The sequence below is a fragment of the uncultured Campylobacter sp. genome, assembly GCF_938017615.1.
Taxonomy (GTDB): Bacteria; Campylobacterota; Campylobacteria; order Campylobacterales; family Campylobacteraceae; genus Campylobacter_B.
This window is the reverse complement of the sequence record NZ_CALIJA010000155.1, coordinates 1-13884: the sequence shown is the minus strand read 5'-3', so window position 1 is coordinate 13884 and position 13884 is coordinate 1. Positions and strand designations below refer to the sequence as shown.

At 47.6% G+C, this 13884-nt stretch carries 10 protein-coding genes and 2 pseudogenes; 5 read left to right on the top strand and 7 right to left on the bottom strand.

Annotated features, from left to right (window positions below; genetic code table 11):
• Nucleotides 1-438, bottom strand: a pseudogene (locus tag Q0620_RS08005) (anthranilate phosphoribosyltransferase); the annotation flags it as partial.
• 310 nt (nt 439-748) lie between these two features.
• Nucleotides 749-2431, bottom strand: coding sequence for an anthranilate synthase component I family protein (locus Q0620_RS08000; protein ID WP_298784335.1), 1683 nt, complete (start codon nt 2429-2431; stop codon nt 749-751).
• 127 nt (nt 2432-2558) lie between these two features.
• Between Q0620_RS08000 and yaaA the strand changes: the two genes are divergently transcribed.
• The 3 genes from yaaA to Q0620_RS07985 all read left to right on the top strand — a co-directional run bounded on the left by yaaA (nt 2559) and on the right by Q0620_RS07985 (nt 5645).
• Nucleotides 2559-3290, top strand: coding sequence for a peroxide stress protein YaaA (gene yaaA / locus Q0620_RS07995; RefSeq protein WP_298784333.1), 732 nt, complete (start codon nt 2559-2561; stop codon nt 3288-3290).
• An 886-nt stretch (nt 3291-4176) separates the two neighbouring features.
• A complete protein-coding gene (locus Q0620_RS07990) occupies nt 4177-4908 on the top strand; it encodes a sulfite exporter TauE/SafE family protein (protein WP_298784331.1) in 732 nt (243 codons plus the stop codon).
• A gap of 356 nt (nt 4909-5264) precedes the next feature.
• Entirely contained in the window at nt 5265-5645 is a 381-nt protein-coding gene (locus tag Q0620_RS07985) for a CrcB family protein (protein ID WP_298784327.1), read from the top strand.
• A 559-nt stretch (nt 5646-6204) separates the two neighbouring features.
• On the opposite strand, the gene Q0620_RS07980 is transcribed toward Q0620_RS07985, so the two are convergent.
• The 5 genes from Q0620_RS07980 to Q0620_RS07960 all read right to left on the bottom strand — a co-directional run bounded on the left by Q0620_RS07980 (nt 6205) and on the right by Q0620_RS07960 (nt 10250).
• The gene (locus Q0620_RS07980) at nt 6205-7362 is read right to left on the bottom strand and encodes a hypothetical protein (protein WP_298784325.1); all 1158 of its coding nucleotides are present in this window, start codon (nt 7360-7362) and stop codon (nt 6205-6207) included.
• A gap of 68 nt (nt 7363-7430) precedes the next feature.
• On the bottom strand, nt 7431-8420 hold the full coding sequence (locus Q0620_RS07975; protein WP_298784323.1) for a hypothetical protein: 990 nt from the start codon (nt 8418-8420) through the stop codon (nt 7431-7433).
• 76 nt (nt 8421-8496) lie between these two features.
• Nucleotides 8497-9090, bottom strand: coding sequence for a hypothetical protein (locus Q0620_RS07970; protein WP_297917711.1), 594 nt, complete (start codon nt 9088-9090; stop codon nt 8497-8499).
• 263 nt (nt 9091-9353) lie between these two features.
• On the bottom strand, nt 9354-9566 hold the full coding sequence (gene rpsU, locus Q0620_RS07965) for a 30S ribosomal protein S21 (protein ID WP_005869392.1): 213 nt from the start codon (nt 9564-9566) through the stop codon (nt 9354-9356).
• Nucleotides 9567-9617: 51 nt separating this feature from the next.
• Nucleotides 9618-10250 (bottom strand): hypothetical protein, encoded by a 633-nt coding sequence (locus Q0620_RS07960; protein ID WP_298784322.1) that lies wholly within the window; start codon nt 10248-10250, stop codon nt 9618-9620.
• 171 nt (nt 10251-10421) lie between these two features.
• Between Q0620_RS07960 and Q0620_RS07955 the strand changes: the two are divergent.
• Both Q0620_RS07955 and Q0620_RS07950 read left to right on the top strand, forming a co-directional pair.
• Nucleotides 10422-12734: pseudogene (locus tag Q0620_RS07955) on the top strand (ribonucleoside triphosphate reductase).
• Nucleotides 12735-12751: 17 nt separating this feature from the next.
• Nucleotides 12752-13474, top strand: coding sequence for an anaerobic ribonucleoside-triphosphate reductase activating protein (locus tag Q0620_RS07950; RefSeq protein ID WP_298784320.1), 723 nt, complete (start codon nt 12752-12754; stop codon nt 13472-13474).
• The last annotated feature ends 410 nt before the right edge of the window (nt 13475-13884 follow it).

Below are 13884 nucleotides of genomic sequence, written 5' to 3'. Positions count from 1 at the left end.
TGCTAAAATTTCAAACTCGCGCGGCAATGTCGCTTCGTCCACATAAAGCGAGTGGTAGCGCATCACTTCAAATTTACGCGGCAGTCCGCTAAAAAGCACGCCGTCATTGAAAATTTCGATCGACGAGCTCTTGCCGTGCAACGGCACCTCCAGCTGCTTTATCTCCGCGCCCGCCGCGTATCCGATCGCCTGATGCCCAAGGCACACGCCCAAAATCGGCACGTCCAAATCCGCGCGCAAAATATCCAGGCAAACGCCGCTGTCTTTTGGGTGATTTGGCCCGGGGCTTAGGATTATGTGCGACGGGGCAAGCTCGCGCACCCTCTCTAGCGTTATCTCGTCGTTGCGGAAGTAGCGCACCTCCTCGTCGCTTAGCTCCAAAATGTATTGATAAATATTAAAAACGAAGCTGTCGTAATTATCTATCATTAAAATCAAAATTTTATCCTTTTTTAGGGCGTTTGCGCCTCTTTAAAATTATAAATAGTTTAAATTTAACCGCTTTGCGGCGGCTAAATTTAGCGCCGTTTTAGCGCCGCTGCGGGCTAAATTTAAAATTTCGCCCGCGCCAGCGGCATTACTGCGTCGCGAGCTTGCGCGGCGTTGCAGCCGATATGTATCTCGGCTTTGCGGCGCCTAATGAAGCTAGCCGTAAATTTTAACGCTCTCGCAGCGATCACGCTTTAAATTTAGCCGAATCAAACTCGCACCGAAAAGCGGCGCGTCTGGCTAGCTAAATTTAAAGCGTCTATACCTCCTCGCATAGCTCCTCGATCGCCTTAAGCGGGCTTTTGCGCTTTTTGCAGATCTCCGCGTATTCGCTCTTTGGCGAGCTGTCGTAAACGATACCCGCGCCCGCACCGATAAATACGAGATTATTTAGCCCTTCGCAGCCGAAATTTTCCGCATTAAATTTAGCAGCCTCAAACCGCATCGCGCGGCTAAAGCTCGACCCGCTTTCTAAATTTTGCGTCCCGCCGCCCGCGCAAGCTTTTAAATTTAATCTCGCGTCGCGCTCGCCTGCGCGAGCTAAATTTTGCGCCTCGCCGCTGCCCTTTTGCGCTGCGGCATCGCAAAGCTCCGTCGTTTCGGGATTTTCACCGCCGCAAGCAGCGTTTAAATTTAAGTTGGAATTTCGCTTAGAGTTCTCGTCCGAGCAGGAATTTTGCGCGTCGCGATTTACGAAGATCGCCGAGCGAATCAAGATCGCTTGCATCACGTCACCACTAAAGCGCCAAAATCCGATTCCGCCGCCGTAGATGCCGCGCTCGTAGCGCTCCAGCTCATTTATGATCTGCATCGCGCGGATCTTCGGGCTGCCGCTTAGCGTGCCCGCAGGAAAGATCGTGCTAAGCACCTCAAACGCGCTTACCCCGCGCGGCTTGGTGCCGTAGACCTCGCTTACGATGTGCATCACACTTTCGTAGCGCACGACGCGCATCGCGTTTTGCACCCGCACCGAGGCGGGCGCGGCGAATTTGCCGATGTCGTTGCGAGCTAGATCAATGAGCATCCGATGCTCCGCAAGCTCCTTTTCGTCGCTTAAAAGCTCGCGCTCAAGCGCCGCGTCCGCTTCGGCATTCGCGCCTCTGCTGCGTGTGCCCGCGATGGGAGCGACGAAAATTTCGTCCTTTTTGATCTCCATGATCAGCTCGGGGCTTGAGCCCGCGACGCAGCCGTACGGCGTCGGGAAGTGAAACATATAGGGGCTCGGATTATTCTTTTTGAGTCGCTCGTAAAACTCCAGACTACCCAGATTCGTGCCGACTTCTAAAATTTCGCCCAGCACGACCTGAAACACGTCGCCGCTTTTTATCTTTTCTTTTGCGGCTTCAACCATCGCGCTAAAATGCGACTCCTCGGCGCTCAGATCGGTTAAAATTTTAAATTTAAGCTCTTTTTTCTTAGGCTCGGACTTCGCCGCGGCTTGCGATTTCGAGCCGCCCTTTATAGCGGCGTCCGTTCTTGCAGCACTCTGGGACGCAGCTGCTGTTTCGACGGCGGCCTGTTGTGAAGCCTGCGAGCTAAGCCCGCGCAGACTTTCGTAAATTTGGGCATCTTTGCCGTAAAAATCGTAAATTTTGCTGATTTTATCGTAGTGCAGGTAGTTTGCGGCATCGGCGTAAAAAAACGGCGGGAAGTCATACAGCGCCTGCTTCGGCGTGCCGATATTTTCAAATGCGCGCACGATGTCGTAGCCCAAAACGCCGAAAAGCCCGGCAAAGCTCGCGTTTTTAAACTCGCTTGCGCCCGCTTTTGCGCTTTTTACCTCATCAAATTTAAGCTTTAGCGCCTCAAAACTCATCTTAAATCCGTCGAAATAATCGCAATCGATGCCGATGATGACCTGAGCGTCGTCCTCTGCGAGGTAGCTTTGCGGATGCGTCTTTAAAATTTCGCGGTAGTAAAAAAGCGGCTCTTCTAAAAGCATTTTCGTCCTTGGAATTTTTAGCGCCATTATACGCTGCTTAGCTTAAATTTGAGCGGGTGGCGCGAGCCTGGGCGGGCTTGAATGCAAGCAAAATTTTAGTAAAATGAGCAAATTTTAAGGAGAGCGTATGAAAATTTTATTTTCCCCAAGCGAGATGAAAAGCGAGCTGGGCGGCGACGCGCGCATTTGCGAGCGAAATTTCATCTTTGCAGATCTTTACGAAAAGCGCCTGCAGATGCTGCGCGCTTATGCGGATTTCGTAGATAAAGCAAACGAGACGGAGCTTTGCAAGCTTTTCGGGCTGAAAAAATGGGATGCGGCTCTGCGCGAAAATATCTTTGAAAAAGGCTGCGCGAAGGCGCTTTTGCGCTACACCGGCACCGCGTATTGCGCCCTAGGCTACGCGTCTCTAAGCCCCGGCGCGCAGGAGTTTGCGGAGCGAAACACGATAATTTTTTCAAACCTTTTCGGCCCCGTGCTGGGCGGCGACGCGCTGCCGAACTACAAACTCAAACAGGGCGAGAAATTCGGCGGCATAGACGCGGCGAAATTTTATCGCGATAGCTTTTCTGCCGCGCTGGATCGGTATCTAGCGGATGAGTGCGTAGTGGATCTGCGCGCGGGATTTTACGAAAAATTTTATGAGATGAAGCGCGAATATCTAAGTTTTAGTTTCATCAAAGGCGGCAAGGTGCTGAGCCACTACGCCAAGGCCTGGCGCGGCAAGGTGCTGAGCGAAATAGCTCTTGCAGGCGCTTGCAGCGAGGCAGAGGTGCTTGCGCTGCGCTTGGGCGGCGCTTCCGTGCTCGAGATCAAACAGATCGGGCTAAAAAAGGAGATCGTGCTGGAAATTTCATAAGGCGCGAAAACTGCTTGGAGAAATTGACGATAAATTTTGCAGGTTTAATGCATATTTTTGCGTAAAATTTAGCCTGGGAAATTTGCTGCGAGTTCAAATCCTGCCATATCCAAAGCGATTTTACCCCGAGAAATTTGCGGGAGGAATTTTGGCGTGAGGATTTTGCGGCGGCGGCTTTTTGGTCTTTGAGAGGGCTTTGGGCTGCCTTAAACGAGCTTTTGGCGGTGAAATTTCGTCGTAAATTTTTACAAGAAATTCGCGCTCTTTGCGTTTCCGTGCGCTCTGCATAAAATTTTACGGCGATCTTGTCGTGACTTTGCACCGATTTTGCGGCGATTTTTACAATACGGAGCGCAGAAATTTTTCCGTAGAATTTTGACTGAAATTTTACCGTGCGGAATTTTGCCGTATGAAATTTCGCCGCGATAAAATCCTGTCGAAAATTTAATCGCGGCAAAAAATACTGCGTTGCGATTAAAACGTGAAATTTTATCTAAAATTTACGCTAAACCGCCGCAGTATAAGCGCAGAATTCCGATCCAAAATTCTACCGCCAGACTGCAATGCGAACAAACACAGACGGGCTGATTTGCATAAAATTTCAAGCCGAAATTCCACATCTTAAAATCCCGTAAATTTTAAAATTTCGCAAATCTCGCGCTTGAAATTTCGAGTCAAAATTCCGCTTGTAAACTTTCAAGCCAAGCCGACTCCAGGTAAAATTTCAAACCAAAATTTGGGGCATAAATTTCAAACCGAAATCCCGCGATCAAAATCCCCCGCCTAGAAATCTCACAAATCCCCGCTTTCAAAGCCAAAATTCCGCAAATTTATCAAGCTTTAAATTTTAAAGCTATAAACTTCTCTTCAAATTTCAAGGATCAAAATGTTAGAACTCCCCTTTATCGGCGCCGTCGTGGGCTTTATATCGGGTTTTTTCGGTATCGGCGGCGGTACGGTTGTAATGCCCGTGATGATGGCTCTGGGATACGACGTCAAGACCGCCGCGGGCATCTCAGTGATGCAGATGTTCATCGTCTCGCTTTTTGGCTCATATCTGAACTACCGCGCGGGCAAGCTTCGCCTAGATAGCGGCATCACAGTGGGGCTCGGAGGGCTGTGCGGCGCGAGCCTATCGGGCTTCATCGTAAAATACTCGCCAGAAATCGTGCTTGAGATCGGCCTTCTGCTGACGCTTGCGATCTCATTTCTTAAACTCTTTAGCACGAATGTAACAAGCGGCGGCAACGCCGATCCCCACGGTGCGGTGCTGTTTTTCATCGGCTTTGCTATCGGCGCGATCGCGCTTAGCATGGGCGTGGGCGGCGCGGTATTTCTAACGCCCGTATTGGTCGGATTTTTGGGCGTCGATATCAAAAGAGCGGTCTGCATGGGGCTATTTTTCATCGTTTTCGGCTCATTCAGCGCGCTTTTGAGCCTTTCGTACAACGGCCACGTAGATTACGAACGCGGCGCGCTGCTGGCCGTGGGCGGGCTTTTGGGCGTGTATTTCGGTACCTCTCAGGCTCGCCGTGCAAAGCGAGAAACGCAGAAAAAATGGCTGCTCGTCCTTTATGTCGTGCTATTTGCACTGGCGCTAAAAAAGGTGCTGCAGTAGCGCCCGCTGTAGTAGCGCTGTAGCGATTGTCGCGCTATAGTTTTGCCTTGCCTCGGTTTTGCTACAAGCGCGGTTTAAGCATTCGCGCTGTTTTGCTACGTCGCCCTTTTGCGTCTCGTAGTTTTTTGCTTTGCCGTCCTCTTACACTGCGCGCGTTTGGTCTCCATCTTGCGGCGGCGCGTAAAACGTCGCGTTTCGTCGCGCAAGTAAAATTTTAAAATGAAATTTCAAAAAGCGCGAGTAAATTTTAAAAGCGGAATTTTAACTAATCGCGTTAAAATAGCGAAGTTGCACATCTTTCGTCCTATGGAGGCTAGATGGCGAAATAAAATTTACGAATTTTAAAAGGACTTGGATTGACGAACTTGATTTTAGCGGGGCTAGGCGGCTGTGTAGGCGCGATGGCGCGAGTAGGCTTAAGCGGAGTGATTGCGCGCGCAATGGATCGCGCCGGGTTTTGGAGCGCGTTTCCGATCGCTACTTTTTGCGTGAATGCGCTGGGAAGCTTGCTGATAGGGTTTTTACTCGCACTAAATTTAACGCAGAGCCTGCGGGTATTTTTTATCGCAGGCGCGCTGGGCGGCTTTACGACATTTTCTACATTCAGCTACGATACGTTGCAATTATTGCTGGCGCGAGAATTTGCTATCGGTGTGCTAAACGCGGTCTTAAGCGTATGCGCCTGTATGCTTTTTTGCTACGCTGGGCTGCTCGCGGGCAGAGCGCTTGCAGGCTAGCCGTGGAGCACGTGAGCTTTAAATTTAAATCTCCTCTAAGCTTGCGCTTTTAAATCAAAATTTATTGAAAGTGCCTGCACTACAGAATTTTATCGCGCGCATATGCTGCAAAATCTGTGAGCGATGGGCACAATCCCACATGCCGCGCAGTTTTGCGAAAGGGCGCGCAGTAGCTTCGGCAAAGTGCAATAGCTATCAAGACGAGCGAAAAGTAAAGCGAGCAAGAGGGATTGTAGCTAAATAATGGTGCTCGGCGTCGGGCAGGCGGGCAAAATCCAGATAAATTTGAAATTTGCGTGCATTCTCTGCGTATCTTGTTTACCGCAGCTTTGTAAAATTTCGCTATCTTGCGCCTAGTTATCGCGACGCCCTAAAAATTTCGCTGTCTTGGCGCGGATAAAATAAACCTAAGCCGCGCGATAAATTTGAAAAGCTCCGTGGGCAAATTTTAAAGCTTGAAGCTTAGAATTTTAAAATTCTCACGTAAATTTTAGAAGCTAAATTAAAGCGCGTCGTAATCACGATCTTATGTGTCAAATCCTGCAGCGCTATCTTAGATTTATCGCAAGCGACTGCGAGCCCTCTTAATTTCGTTTCTGCAGATTTCATTAACCTGCTCGCCTTCGCTATTTCGCAAGATAACCTCGTAGTCCGTGATTTCGCGACCTTTGTTATACCCCTCGATATATCTGAACCTCGATAAAACTATTTTAAAGGATTCCACATCGTCTAAAGTATACTTATCGCCAAGCTTGACGTAGTTAAAATTCCTACTAGTAAGCGTATGAAAATTATTAAATTTTTGCTTTAAATTTAGCGTATAAATTGCCGTATGAGGCGTATCGTTATCGCAGCGATTAAATTCGCTTTCATCAAAGGCAAGCGCGAGGCAAATTTCATCTCCGCAGATAACCTTGATATCCTTGGCGCGGCTGTTTATACGGATGGTCTGTCGCCACCCATCGCCCTCTATCTCAAAGACGTTGCGAGCGAGTTTTTTGGCTATTTCATCTCCGACATAGCCTCTGGCTTCTGGTTTATCAGCCCAACCAAGCGCAGAGTAGTTCGGTTTTTGCGGAAAAACTGCAAGCGGAGTTTGAAGCTCGCTTATAGCGTTTAAATTTTCCTCGGTGCCTTGCGGAGCTGCAAAAGATGTGCCCCTCATAGAGTGTAGATTAAAGAAACCGATAAATTTCCTCACGACCTTATGCGCCGTTTGAGAAAATATCTTGGCTTCATTTTCAAAAAGCGAAATATCGTAGATGCCGTAGCTATAATATCCAAGCTCTCCACTTACCCACCTTTCGTCCGGCGAACGATCGATCTCGTCGTATCCATAGTAGCGCTCTGGCATATCTTTTTGTAGCAAAAAGTCATCGCTGTCATTATCTTTGTATCTAAGCCAAACTCCGAATTCGTCCTTGATATATAGGTAATCAAACTCCGCTCCCTTTGCAAAATCGCCTTTGCCTAGCCAAAATACGGGTCTTTTGTCTAATGGCGGCAGAGCGGCGACCGGGGGCAAATTTTGCAGCTCTTTTTCAAATTTTTCATCGATATAATCGCACGCACTAGTGGGCATACTAGGATCGCAACCCTCGGGCGTATCGGATGAAAAAAGCAAATTTAAAATCACAAATATATACAGCACAAAAAGCACGCATGCAACGCTCACGACCAAGGCGGTAATTTTTAAAATTTTTATAAAAGTTTTCATGTCCAAATTTTACCTCGTTGTACCTAAAAAGCATAAAATTTTGCTTTAAATTTGAAATCCTCCGCGTATTATCTGTACGCTTCGCCTATTGCTTCGCTAAGGCTTTTTAGCAGCTCGTCCACGGCCTCCGCTTTGTCGTGCGCGCCGCGATTTTTGCTGTTTGAGGCGCCCGCTTCGGCGCCCTTTACGCAGTCTTGTACGAAATACCACCAAAAATACCCGCCCACGTAGTTTTTCACGTAGCGCGGCATCGTATAATACCGCCTCATCATCGCCTTTCTGCTCGCTTGCGTAGCGTCCGCCGCCGTATTTCCGCACTCGCCGATGCCAAGCTTTGAAGCGGGGAAAGTGCTTTGCAGATTGGTAAAAATTTCGCTCCAATCAGGCGCAAAGCCCTCGTTGTCGTCCTCGTAATAGCTTACGAAAAGATAATCCAGCCCCTCTTTCATATCTTGCGGTACGAATTTTCGCAGCCACTCACGCATCTGTGTTTTCTGCGCTCCGCTCGGCGTATAATACGCCGTAAGTGCCGTCTTGGCGCCTTTCTTGTGGATGAACTCGAATACCGCGATCATCTTAGCGGCGATGAAATTTGCATCGTTCCCCAGCCAGCCCTCGCCGTTTATTTCGTTGCCGATCTCCCAGATCGCGACGTAGGGCGCGAGCGCGGCGAAGGCGTCCGCGAACCTCTTTTCGTAGCTTTTCACGCTTTTGTACGAGCTCATCTCGTAGGAGTCCACGGGGCAGGCCATCACGTATGAGACCTCGCTAAGTCGCCTAAAAAGGGGTTCGTACTCGCGCGGGCTAATTTCTTTTGACATTACGACGCGCACGGTCGGCTTTACGGGTAAGGCTTGCAGGGCGCGCACGATGCTTTGCAGCTTCGCGCCCGAGGCGTCTTGCGCGTCATCGTACCAGCCGTCGTCGATCGTAACGCCCCAGATGAAGTCAGATTTAAAATTTTGCTTTGAAATTTTATTTGGATTTTCACCGTAAAGTACGCCGCAAAACAGCGCCCCGCAAAACAGCGCGAGAAATATGTGTTTGAAATAGACCACGGCTTGCTCCTTGATTTTAAATTTTAAAAATTTAGCTCTTTGCTGGTCTTTCCACAACCGATCAAGCAATCAAAATTTATCTCTTGCCTCTAAGATCATAAGAATAATACGAACGAGAAAAGCCCTCTACGCTGAATATAGCAAAAGCGTTAAGCGCAAGAGCCGCTAAGCTTAGTAGCACCGTAGCAGGCAGCGAAAAACGTGCCAAAAACGCATTTGCAATAGCTGCAAGTACAAGCGCGATAAAGCAATATGAAAATATCGCAACTCCACTAGTATCGGCAAGCTCCTGATAAAATCTATAAAAAAACAGAAACGATGCGATGAATCCCAATGCAAGTAGTATTTGAGCGATGATGCCGCCCGCTAAAAATATAAATAGCAATACGCCTATAAATATTGCTACAAAGGCGATAGCTGCGTTACGCAAAAGGCTGCGGCTTGCGGTAAGCTTAGAGATATTATAAATGCTAAAGATAAAAAGCACGAATGCCGCTGCGCTTAGTAGTACTCCTAATCCGCCGTAAATTCCTAATAGCAATAGCACCAGTTCAGCTATAGCTTTTAAGGCGCAAGCCGCGATGAAGGTGTATTTGATAAGTGCTACTTCTTTTTCTTGCGGGTTTGAGGGTTGCTGGTCTTGAGTGTGCAGGTAGTCGTTTAAGTCCATGGTTGCTCCTTTAAAATTTAACAAAAGTATATCTAAAAAACGAATAGGTAAAAATAAATTTCAAAATTTAGCGGCTCGCGGGCGTCGTACAAAGAAAGTGCCGCACAAAAGCGAGTAAATTTAAGAGGTAAATTTTAAAATTTAGATCGGAATTTCGGCGCTGACGCGGCGGACAAATTTTAAGCGGGCTGTAAATTTAAAAGATGTGAGATAAAATTTCGCGCAGATCTGCAAATTTAAAATTTACAAATCCGCGCAAACCGCTACAAGCGTGACTCGTAGCGACGTAGCGTGTAAAGACGTTTAAGCATCTTTTTGCGAGCTGAAATTTTTTGCTTTTTGCGGACTTCCGTCATCGGCTCAAAAAATCGTCTCGCGCGCACCTCGGTAACGACTAGGTTACGATCGGTTTGCTTCTTAAAGCGTCTGTAAGCTTCGTCAAATGATTCGTTCGGATATACCTTTACTCCAGGCACTTTCCTCACCGCCTTTCAAAAAAATGAACCGTGAGTTTAGCGAAAAATTCCTTAAATTTGCTTTTGAAGCGCTTTTTTATATTTCCACACGCTTTTGTTGTTGCGAGTATCTATCATCGAAAGCTCTAAAAGTAGGCTTTCGCTTGCTTGCGCGGTAGAATTTTTAGCTGCATAATTTAAATTTTTTGATTTTTTAGATCCTGCCTTACCGTCGTTTGCCACAGCAGGGCTTTGCGGTAAAATTTTACCTACCAAGATGTAATCCGGCGCGTAGATCGAGCCGCTTTCTACGGCGTGATAGCCATGGCTTACGCCATCGTTGCTAAATACGAGTTCATCTTTACTTGGGGCGTCTGTGACGACTGCTTTGCCTGAATGCAGCAGTGAAATTCTAATTTTTTTGCTCAAAAATTCCGCATCCACGCCGTGCGCGTTCGTTCCATCCAGTGGCTCGATGCCGACGACACTAAATCTACCGCCTTTCTTGCCGACAATACGCTTTGAGAGTAGATCGGCGATGCTTTCGCCTGCGATGCGCTCCAGATACGCGTTTGGATATCCTGCGTGGTCGATGTCTCCTGCAAGTGCCGAATTATCCGTGCTTTTAGAGCCTTTAAGCGCAGCACAGCCCGCTAAAAAGGCACACAGCAAGATCACGAAAAAACTTATTTTAAAATTTTTCATAGCATTTCCAAATTTTATAAAATAAACTCCGCGATTATAGCGAGATTTGGTTAAATTTCGTTTTTTATAAGCAAAATTTGTAACGGATATTCCGCTCGTTCCTTTAATTTTGAGTTAAAGATTCCTTGATATACTTTCTGCCAATTTATTCAGAAAATTCGCGGGGTTATTATGAAGAGAATCATTAAAAGAGACGGAAGTTTTCAAGAATTTCAATCCTACAAAATAAAAGATGCTATCAAAAAAGCCTACAAAAGCGCGGGTAGCGAGTTTGACGAAAAAGTCTTCGATAACGTAATGGGCGCGATCGTTTTTAAAGATAAATTAAGCGTCGAAGATATTCAGGATCTCATCGAGAAAAAACTCTTCGAAGCGGGCGATTTCGACGTTTTGAAAAGCTTCATGATCTACCGCCACACGCATAAGATGCAGCGTGAGCATATCCTGGGGCTTGAGGAGGATACGACTTATATCAACTGCACCCAGACGGTCAATGAATACATCAGCAAGCAGGATTGGCGAATTTTAGCAAATTCCAATACCAGCTACTCAAACGCAGGCCTCATCAACAACACCGCCGGTAAGGTCATCGCAAACTACTGGCTAGATAAAATTTACTCTCGCGAGGAGGGCGCGGCGCACCGAAACGGCGACTATCATATCCATGATCTGGACTGCCTTACGGCGTATTGCGCGGGCTGGAGCTTGCGCGTGCTTCTAAACGAGGGTTTTAACGGCGTGCGCGGCAGAGTCGAGAGCAAGGCGCCGAAGCATTTCCGCGAAGCGCTGTATCAGATGGCAAATTTCCTTGGAATTTTACAGAGCGAATGGGCGGGCGCACAGGCGTTTAGTAGCTTTGATACATATCTAGCGCCATACGTTTTCCGCGATAAATTAAGCGACGATGAGGTCAAAAAGGCGATCACGAGCTTCGTGTTCAACCTAAATGTCCCGGCGCGCTGGGGTCAGAGCCCGTTTACCAACGTCACCATCGATATGACCTGCCCGGATGATCTAAAAACGCAGATTCCTACGCATAACAACGAGCATCTATTTAAAAATTTACGCGACGAGGAGCTTTTGGCTGAGGCTAAAAGGCGCGGCAAGGGCTCGCTTGAGGCGATGACTTACGGCGATTTCGAGCCCGAGATGAACCGCATCGTGATAGCATTTTACGAGGTTTTAACGACGGGCGATAAGTGTGGTCAGCCGTTTACCTTCCCGATTCCTACGGTAAATTTAACGGAGGAGTTTGATTGGGATACTCCTGCAGCCGACGCGGTATTTGAAAACACCGCCAAGGTAGGCTCGAGCTATTTTCAAAATTTTATTGGCTCGCAATATATCACGAACGAAAAGGGCGAGCGCGTACCCAATCCAAAGGCGTATAAGCCTGGCGCCGTACGCTCGATGTGCTGCCGCTTGCAGCTCGATCTGCGCGAGCTTCTTAAGCGCGGCGGAGGACTTTTCGGAAGCGCGGAGATGACGGGGAGTATCGGCGTCGTAACGATAAATTTAGCCCGCCTAGGCTATCTGTATAAAAATAACGAAGAGGCGCTGTATGCGAGGCTGGATGAACTTTTAGAGCTTGCAAAATCGACGCTTGAGAAGAAGCGAAAATTTGTAACCGAGATGTTTGAGCGCGGTTTGTATCCATACACGAAGCGTTATCTGCCGGGATTTAATAACCATTTTAGTACCATCGGCATCAACGGTGCAAACGAGATGATCCGAAATTTCAGCGGCAACAAAGAAGATATTACGACGGAATTCGGGCGTAAATTTGCCCTTAAAATGGTTGAGTATCTGCGCGAGAAGATCCGCTCGTTTCAGGAGCAGACTGGCAATCTATACAATCTCGAAGCCACGCCTGCCGAGGGCACGACGTATCGCTTCGCCAAAGAGGATAAGAAGCGCTACGCAGATATCATCCAGGCGGGATTTGATAAAAACATATATTACACCAACTCTACGCAGCTTCCGGCAAATTTCGGAAGCGATCCGTTCGAGGCTCTGGCGATGCAAGATGAGCTGCAAAGCTCCTATACCGGCGGCACGGTGCTGCATCTGTATATGAAGGAGCGCATCAGCTCGGCTCAGGCGTGCAAACAGCTCGTAAAAAGCGTAGTGCAAAACTACAAGCTTCCTTATATCACGATCACGCCGATTTTTAGCGTCTGTCATAAGCACGGCTACATCAGCGGCGAGCATGAATACTGCCCGAAATGCGACGAGGAGCTGCTTGCGGAATACAAGGCCAAGCAGAGCAAGGGCGCCTAAATAGCGATTTAAATTTTAATCTTAATGAAAGGATGGAGAATGGAATTTCCAAAAGAGTTAGAAGCAAAACGCACAAAATGCGTCGTTTACACAAGAGTAATGGGCTATTTGCGCCCAGTAGAGAGCTTTAATATCGGAAAGAAGGGCGAACACAAAGAGCGCGTCTTTTTTGAAGAGAAAAAAGACAAAAAACAAATAGCCTAGTCGCCGCTACCGGCCAAATGCAACAAACGCATACGAAGCCGCCGCAAGCCTTAAATCTGCGTAACGCGCAGATTTACGAGATCACGCCGTTTACGATGCTTGATTTTCCTGATCACATCGCCGCGATCGCGTGGTTTTGCGGCTGCAATATGCGCTGCAATTACTGCTATAACCCTCAAATCGTTACTTCACGGGGTAAAATTTCAAACGAAGAGTTTCTGCGCTTTTTGGATGCGCGCGCGGGCAAGCTTCAGGGCATCGTATTTAGCGGCGGCGAATGCACCTGTGCGAGCGATTTTATCCCGCTGGCTCACGAAGTTAAGCAGCGCGGCTTTTTGCTCAAAGTAGATACCAACGGCTCGAATCCGCAAAAGATCGAAGAAGCTCTAAGCCTAGGGCTGATCGATTATATCGCGCTTGATTTTAAGGCGCCGCGGCAGGATTTTGAGCTCATTACAAAGTCAAGCCTATACGATAAATTTCTGCAAACTCTTAGGCTTTTGCTGCGGCAAAATTTTAAATTTGAGGTGCGCACGACCGTGCATGCCGATTTTTTAAACGAAGCAAAGATCGAGCAGATGGCGCAAATTTTATGGAGCGAGGGCTACCGTGGCGTCTATTATCTGCAAAACTTTCTACCCACCGGTGATAATTTCGGTAATTTAAACGCGCCGCTTGCAAGCTTTGATCCGAGCAAAATCCGTACCGATCTGAAGATCGAACTTCGAAATTTTGATTAAATTTGCGCTGTCGCGCGCGTCTTGCCGCGATGAATGCGATGAAATTTTAATTTAGCGCGCGCATTGTCCGGCGTATATTGTGCCTCGATAAAATTCCGCCTCGCCGTTTGCCGCAATGGTGCTTACTGCAGGCATTGGCGAAAAGTAAATAGATGGAATCGCACCGCATGCCTTTAAAATTTCATCATAAAATTCCTCCATCATAAAATTTTACCCCAAAGTTTCGCCATAAAATTTCATTTCAAAGCTTCCAAGTATGCAGCCGGTATAAAATTTAGCTTCTGCTCGCTCGGTCGCAAAATTACGCTATGTGTTCCTGCCGAGCTGTGTGCGTCTTATAAAATTCTGGGCAAATTTACGGGTAAAATTTCACGCCTTTAAATTTTGCCCGCAAAGCCTTCGATAAGATT